Source organism: Streptomyces sp. NPDC042002, from assembly GCF_055588305.1.
In genome coordinates this window covers 395,410-401,409 of record NZ_JBVJCT010000005.1, presented here as the reverse complement: position 1 = coordinate 401,409, position 6,000 = coordinate 395,410, and the positions used below count along the sequence as shown (strand labels likewise).

The window sequence follows — 6,000 nt, the reverse complement described above, 5'->3', positions numbered from 1 at the left end:
GGTTGATAGGCCAGATCTGGAAGGCGGGCAACCGCTGGAGGTGACTGGTACTAATAGGCCGAGGGCTTGTCCTCAGTTGCTCGCGTCCACTGTGTTGGTTCTGAAACCACGAACAACCGTCGTAGCTATGCCACGGCTCCGGTTGACAGTTTCATAGTGTTTCGGTGGTCATAGCGTGAGGGAAACGCCCGGTTACATTCCGAACCCGGAAGCTAAGCCTCACAGCGCCGATGGTACTGCAGGGGGGACCCTGTGGGAGAGTAGGACGCCGCCGAACAAATTTTGTTGAAAACCCCCGTACCGGGAAACCGGTAACGGGGGTTTTCTGCGTTCAGGGGAAATCCCCCGGAACGTACAACCCTTCGTCGGGTCGGGGCCTTTTCCGTTCTTCGTTTACAGGCGGCCCGCGGCCTTCAAGGCCAGATAGGCGTCCGCGAGGGCCGGCGCCAGGTCATCCGGAGTCGCGTCGACGACGGTGACCCCGCGGCGGCGCAGTTGCTCGGCGGTGCGCTGTCGCCCGGCCTCTGCCTGGGCCGCCGCCGCTGCCTCGTAGACCGCGTCGATGTTTCCCCTGGCCTTCGCCATGTGCGCGATGTGCGGGTCCGCGACCGATGCGAGCAGGACCGTATGGCGTTGGGTGAGGCCGGAGAGCACGGGGAGCAGGCCCTCCTCGACGGGGGCCGCGTCGAGGCTAGTCAGGAGCACGATCAAGGACCGGCGTGGAGCCGTACGCAAGGCGGTGGCGGTCAGGCCGCGGGCGTCCGTTTCGACGAGTTCCGGTTCCAGGCCGGCCATCGCGTTGACCAGGGACGGGAGGACGTCGCCCGCCGCGCGGCCCTGGACGAGGGCCCGTACCCGGCGGTCGTAGGCGAGGAGATCCACGCGGTCGCCGGCGCGGGAGGCCAGCGCGGCGAGGAGCAGGGCCGCGTCCATGGAGGCGTCGAGGCGGGGGGCGTCGCCGACACGGCCCGCCGAGGTGCGGCCGGTGTCGAGGACCAGAAGGATGTGGCGGTCGCGTTCGGGACGCCAGGTGCGTACGGCGACCGTCGTCCGGCGGGCTGTGGCGCGCCAGTCGATGGAACGGGTGTCGTCGCCGGGAACGTACTCGCGCAGGCTGTCGAACTCCGTGCCCTCGCCGCGTGTCAGCACGCTGGTGCGGCCGTCGAGTTCACGGAGCCGGGCCAGTTTGGAAGGGAGGTGCTTCCGACTGGTGAACGGGGGCAGGACGCGGACGGCCCAGGGGACTTCGTGGCTGCCCTGACGGGAGAACAGACCGAGGGGACCGGACGAGCGGATCGTGACGCGGTCGGCCCGGCGGTCGCCGCGGCGTGTGGGGCGCAGACGGGTCGTCAGACGGCGGCGTTCGCCGGCGGGGACCGTGAGGTGGTGGCGGGAGGCCTCGACCTCGGTACCGGGTTCCCAACTGCTCGGCGGCCAGGCGTCGCGGAGGCGTGCGCGCAGGGGGCGGCCCGAGGGATTGGTGACGGTGAGGGTGACGTCCGCGGACTCGCCGAGGCGCACCGAGGTGTCGCCTGAGCGTGTCAGGCCGAGGCGTCGTACGGGAGCCGCGAGGGCGGCGTCGCAGGCGCAGGCCATGGCCAGAGGGGCGTTCACGGCGAGAATGCCCGTCCAGCTGGGCTCCCAGATGCCGACGGGGATCGCGCCCAGGGCCGCCAGCAGAGCGGCGCGTCCGGTGAGTGCCATCAGCGGGGGACGGGGACGTGGGCGAGGATCGCGTTGATGACGGAGTCGGCCGTCACGCCCTCCATCTCGGCTTCCGGGCGGAGTTGGATGCGGTGGCGGAGGGTCGGCAGGGCCAGGGCTTTGACGTCGTCGGGGATGACGTAGTCACGGCCGGTCAGCCAGGCCCAGGCGCGGGCTGTGGCGAGGAGGGCGGTCGCACCGCGCGGGGAGACGCCGAGGCTGAGCGAAGGCGATTCGCGGGTGGCGCGGCAGAGGTCGACGACGTAGCCGGTGATCTCGGGGGAGACCGCCGTCTTGGCGACCGCGGCGCGGGCGGCTTCGAGGTCGGCGGGGCCGGCCACGGGGCGCAGGCCGGCGGCGCGCAGGTCGCGCGGGTTGAAGCCCTCGGCGTGGCGGGTGAGGACGTCGATCTCGTCCTGGCGGGACGGCAGCGGGATCGTCAGTTTGAGGAGGAAGCGGTCCAGTTGGGCCTCGGGGAGCGGATACGTTCCCTCGTACTCGACCGGGTTCTGCGTCGCCGCGACGAGGAAGGGCTCGGGGAGCGGACGTGGCGTGCCGTCGACCGTGACCTGGCGTTCCTCCATCGCCTCCAGCAGGGACGCCTGCGTCTTGGGAGGCGTGCGGTTGATCTCGTCGGCGAGCAGGAGGTTGGTGAAGACCGGACCTGGCTGGAAGGAGAACTCGGCGGTGCGGGCGTCGTAGACGAGCGAGCCGGTGATATCGCTCGGCATGAGGTCGGGGGTGAACTGGACGCGCTTGGTGTCGAGTTCCAGCGCGGACGCGAGAGCGCGGACGAGCAACGTTTTGGCCACTCCGGGGACTCCTTCGAGGAGAACGTGTCCGCGGCAGAGGAGGGCGACGACGAGGCCGGTCACAGCGGGGTCCTGGCCGACCACGGCTTTGGCGATCTCGGTGCGCAGGGCTTCCAGGGAGGAACGGGCGGTGTCCGCGTCCGCGGAGTACCCGGCGTGTCCGGCGTTGTCAGTGGTCGGGTCCATCATGAAATGCGTACCTCTCTTTCGAGGGCGTCGAGTTGGCCGGCGAGGGAGACGAGGGCCGCGTCGTTGCGGGGCGGCGGCCCGAAGAGGAGCGGGAGCAGGGCCTGTCCGTCGCCGTCGAGGCGGGCGGACAGGGCGGGGAGCAGGGCCTCGGGCGCGTGCGCCTGGGCCGGGGGTACGCCGATGAGAGGGGCGAGGCGGGTGCGGGTGGCGGAGCGCAGAGCGGCGGCCGCGCGGTCGCGGGCGTTGGCCTTGCGGTAGAGGCGTGCGCGGCCTTCGGCGGTCTCGGAGGCGCGGATCGCGACGGGAAGCCGTTCGGGTACGAGGGGGCCCATCCGGCGTCCCCGCCACAGCGCGGCCAGGATCGCCGCGATGAAGAGCTGCAGTGTGCCCCAGAGCCAGCCCGAGGGGAGCAGGTCGAGGAAGCTCTGGCCGCCCGCGTCGGTGGCCGAGTCGTCGGAGAGCGAGGGGAGGTACCAGACCAGATGGGTGCGGGATCCGAGGAGTTGGAGAGCGAGCGAGGCGTTGCCCTGCTCGTCGAGGCGGTCGTTGTAGAGGATGTCCGGGGCGCCGAGCACGATGGTGTCGCCGCCTCCGGAAGCGGCCGGTACGCGCAGGAGCGTGGGCAGCCCGTCGCTCGGGTAGCAGGCGGCGGCGCCCGGGTCGGTGGTGGTGTAGCGCATGCCGCCGGTGTCGGCGCTGCCCGCTCGCCGGGCGGCGGGAAGGCCGCAGTCGGGGGAGAGCGTCGAGTCGAAGCTGACCGCGGGGTCGGCGGTGACCCCTGGGGCGAGGGTGCCGACGGAGGGCGATCCGGGTGCGATCAGGACCGTACGGCCGTCGGAGCGTTCCGTCGCCGCGTGCAGGAGGTTCTGCTGACGCTTGGTCAGCAGGTCGGGGGCCGTGATCAGCACGGTGGTGTCGGGGCCGGCCGCGGCGCGGGCCCCGTCGAGGGTGGTGACCACGCGCGTGGAGATCCCCTGGTCGGCGAGGAGCTGGGCGACGGCTCGGCTGCCGGAGGGGTCGGCGGAGCGCGGGTCGAGGCGGCCGTGCCGGGCGTCCGAGCGGACCGCGGCTATCACGATGGCGGCCACCAGCAGCAGGACGAGCGCGAGGACGAGTCCGCGCGCGCGGGTCCACAACTGGCGGGCGGTGGGCGAGGTGGAGGTGAGGGTGGCCTCGGTCATGAGGCGGCCCCCTGGCGGCTGTTGCGGGGCGTGTTCCGGTCCGTGCTGTGGGTGCTGTCCGTGAGTACGGGCTTGGTGCGCTCCACATCGCGGTCGAGCTCGGTGAGGCGCTGGTACGCGCGCGGGTCGCCGGCCCGGCCGCCGTACGTGATGTCGTCGAAGTCCCGTGCGGCGGCGCGCAGTCGGTCCGTGTGGGAGGGCAGGGTGCGGGTCGCCTCCGCGACCGCCTCGTCGGCCGTGCGGCCGGGGCGCGGATCGAGCAGGGCGCGTTCCTCCAAGGAGCGCACGATGGCACGCATCCGCTCCTGTACGGCCTGGTTCCAATGGCCCTGGGCGGCATGGGCCTCGGCGGCGGCGCGGTGTTCGGCGGCGCTCTTGGGGCGGTCGTCGAAGAGGGTGGCGGACGAGGAGGGGGTGCGGCGCGGTGTGCCCAGGCGCCACCACAGGGCGGCCACGACCACGACGACCGCGAGGACGATGACGACGAGTCCGAGCGTTCCGCCGGGTGCCGCGGAGGAGGCGGCGCCGAACAGTTTGTCGACCCAGTCCCAGAACGCGTTCAGGGCGCGCTGGACGAGGCCGGGATCGTTCTCGTGGTACATCCGCTTGGACAGCTCGCGTCGGGCCGCCTCCCGTGCGGGATCACGCGGCGTCGTCACCGGTGGCGCGTCGCCGCGCGACAGCGCGATGACGGCTGTCGCACCGGTGTGCGGCCCCGCGAGTACGGCTGTGAGAACTCCCCCCGCCCCGTTCACCGCATCAACTCCCTGGTGTGGTGCCGGTGGCCTCGGTGCCGTAGCCCTGGACGCCGGCGGCTCGGGCCAGGTCGAGGTCGAGGGCCTCGCGGCGGATGCGCTGGTCGATGTACAGGAGCACGGTGACGCCCGCGGTGATCGGGAAGGTGATCATGGATCCGATCACCGAACCGATACCGCTGACGATGAGGAAGGTCCAGCCGAGGTCGCCGCCGGAGCTGTCGAGGAAGCCGGAGAAGCCGTCGCCGCTCAGTGCGGCGGCGATGACGGCGAAGGGGATCACGATGATCGACGCCACGATGTTGGCGATGATCACGGCGAGCAGCTGGATGCCGAACACCCGCCACCAGGAGCCGCGGACGAGTTTCGCGGAGCGGCTCATCGACTTCAGGATGCTCTGCTTCTCCAGCATCAGGGCGGGAGAGGCGAGCGAGAAGCGGATCATCAGCCAGAGGGCGACGAAGCCCGCGGCCAGGACGCCGAGGAGGGCGAGCGCGGCACCGGAGTCGTGCGAGCCGGCCGCCATCACGAGCAGACCCGGCAGTGCGCCGACGCCCAGGATCACGATGGCGATGAGCGGCAGCAGCAAGGTCAGGCCGAACAGTTTGGGCAGCTGGGGGCGGGCGTCCCGCCAGGCCTCGCTCGTGGTCACCGGCTTGCCGAGCACGGCGCGGCTGGTCACCGAGGTGAGCAGGGCCGTCGCGACGATGGTGCCGAGCAGTGTGATGAGCAGGACGAGACCGGAGCTCAGCAGAGTGTCGCCCAGAGCCCGGCTCAGCTCGCCGAGGGTGGCGCTCGGGTCGTTCAGGGCGGCCGTGTCGGTGTTGTTGTCGAGGACGAAGCCCTGGAGCAGGATGACGGCGATCTGCGTGATGACGGCGACGGTCAGCGAGATGCCGAGGACCGTGCGCCAGTAGGTGCGCATCGTCGAGACGGCGCCGTCGAGGATCTCGCCGACGCCGAGCGGGCGCAGCGGGATCACACCGGGCTTGGCGGCGGACGGCTGTCCGCCCCAGTTGCCTCCCCAGCCGGCGGGTCCACCGGGGCCGCCGTATCCGGGGCCTCCCCAGCCGGCGGGTCCACCGCCCTGGCCACCGGGGTGCTGACCGCCCCAGCCCGGAGCGGGCGGAGCGGGCGGCGAGGCCTGGCCGGGAGCCTGTGCGCCGGGAGCGGACCACTGGCCGGGCGGGGGCTGCTCCTTGGACCACTTCGGGGGCTGCTCGGGCTGGTTCGCTCCGCCCTGGTCCGTGGGCTGCGGGGTGCCGGACGAGTCAGGCTCCTCTTTGCCGGAGGGTGCAGATCCGGGCGACGCCCAGCCCGGAGTGTCGTTCATCGTCGCTCCTTCACGGTGCCCGTTCC

The 6,000-nt window shown here is 71.9% G+C and carries 5 protein-coding genes and 1 rRNA gene; 1 reads left to right on the top strand and 5 read right to left on the bottom strand.

The window, feature by feature from the left end; translation table 11 throughout:
* Positions 1–160 precede the first annotated feature (160 nt).
* A 5S ribosomal RNA gene (rrf, locus tag ACZ6KY_RS11660) occupies positions 161–277 on the top strand.
* Positions 278–393: 116 nt separating this feature from the next.
* Here the strand turns inward: rrf and ACZ6KY_RS11655 are convergent.
* From ACZ6KY_RS11655 to ACZ6KY_RS11635, 5 genes are read right to left on the bottom strand one after another with little or no spacing between them, the layout of a single operon-like run.
* Complete coding sequence (locus tag ACZ6KY_RS11655) at positions 394–1,704, bottom strand: DUF58 domain-containing protein (protein WP_469310121.1); 1,311 nt, start codon at positions 1,702–1,704, stop codon at positions 394–396.
* Positions 1,704–2,702, bottom strand: a complete 999-nt coding sequence (locus tag ACZ6KY_RS11650) for an AAA family ATPase (RefSeq protein WP_469310120.1) — start codon at positions 2,700–2,702, stop codon at positions 1,704–1,706. Before ACZ6KY_RS11650 ends, ACZ6KY_RS11655 begins: the two co-directional genes overlap by 1 nt.
* Complete coding sequence (locus ACZ6KY_RS11645) at positions 2,702–3,886, bottom strand: DUF4350 domain-containing protein (protein ID WP_469310119.1); 1,185 nt, start codon at positions 3,884–3,886, stop codon at positions 2,702–2,704. The genes ACZ6KY_RS11650 and ACZ6KY_RS11645 overlap by 1 nt, the downstream gene beginning before the upstream one ends.
* Positions 3,883–4,641, bottom strand: a complete 759-nt coding sequence (locus tag ACZ6KY_RS11640) for a DUF4129 domain-containing protein (RefSeq protein WP_469310118.1) — start codon at positions 4,639–4,641, stop codon at positions 3,883–3,885. Before ACZ6KY_RS11640 ends, ACZ6KY_RS11645 begins: the two co-directional genes overlap by 4 nt.
* Positions 4,642–4,645: 4 nt before the next feature.
* Entirely contained in the window at positions 4,646–5,974 is a 1,329-nt protein-coding gene (locus ACZ6KY_RS11635) for a proline-rich domain-containing protein (RefSeq protein ID WP_469310117.1), read from the bottom strand.
* Between the last annotated feature and the right edge of the window lie 26 nt (positions 5,975–6,000).

Excerpts from the sequence above, each read along its gene's own strand:
- ACZ6KY_RS11655 (WP_469310121.1), bottom strand. The coding sequence starts at position 1,704 with ATGGCACTCACCGGACGCGCCGCTCTGCTGGCGGCCCTGGGCGCGATC.
- ACZ6KY_RS11650 (WP_469310120.1), bottom strand. The coding sequence starts at position 2,702 with ATGGACCCGACCACTGACAACGCCGGACACGCCGGGTACTCCGCGGAC.
- ACZ6KY_RS11645 (WP_469310119.1), bottom strand. The coding sequence starts at position 3,886 with ATGACCGAGGCCACCCTCACCTCCACCTCGCCCACCGCCCGCCAGTTG.
- ACZ6KY_RS11635 (WP_469310117.1), bottom strand. The coding sequence starts at position 5,974 with ATGAACGACACTCCGGGCTGGGCGTCGCCCGGATCTGCACCCTCCGGC.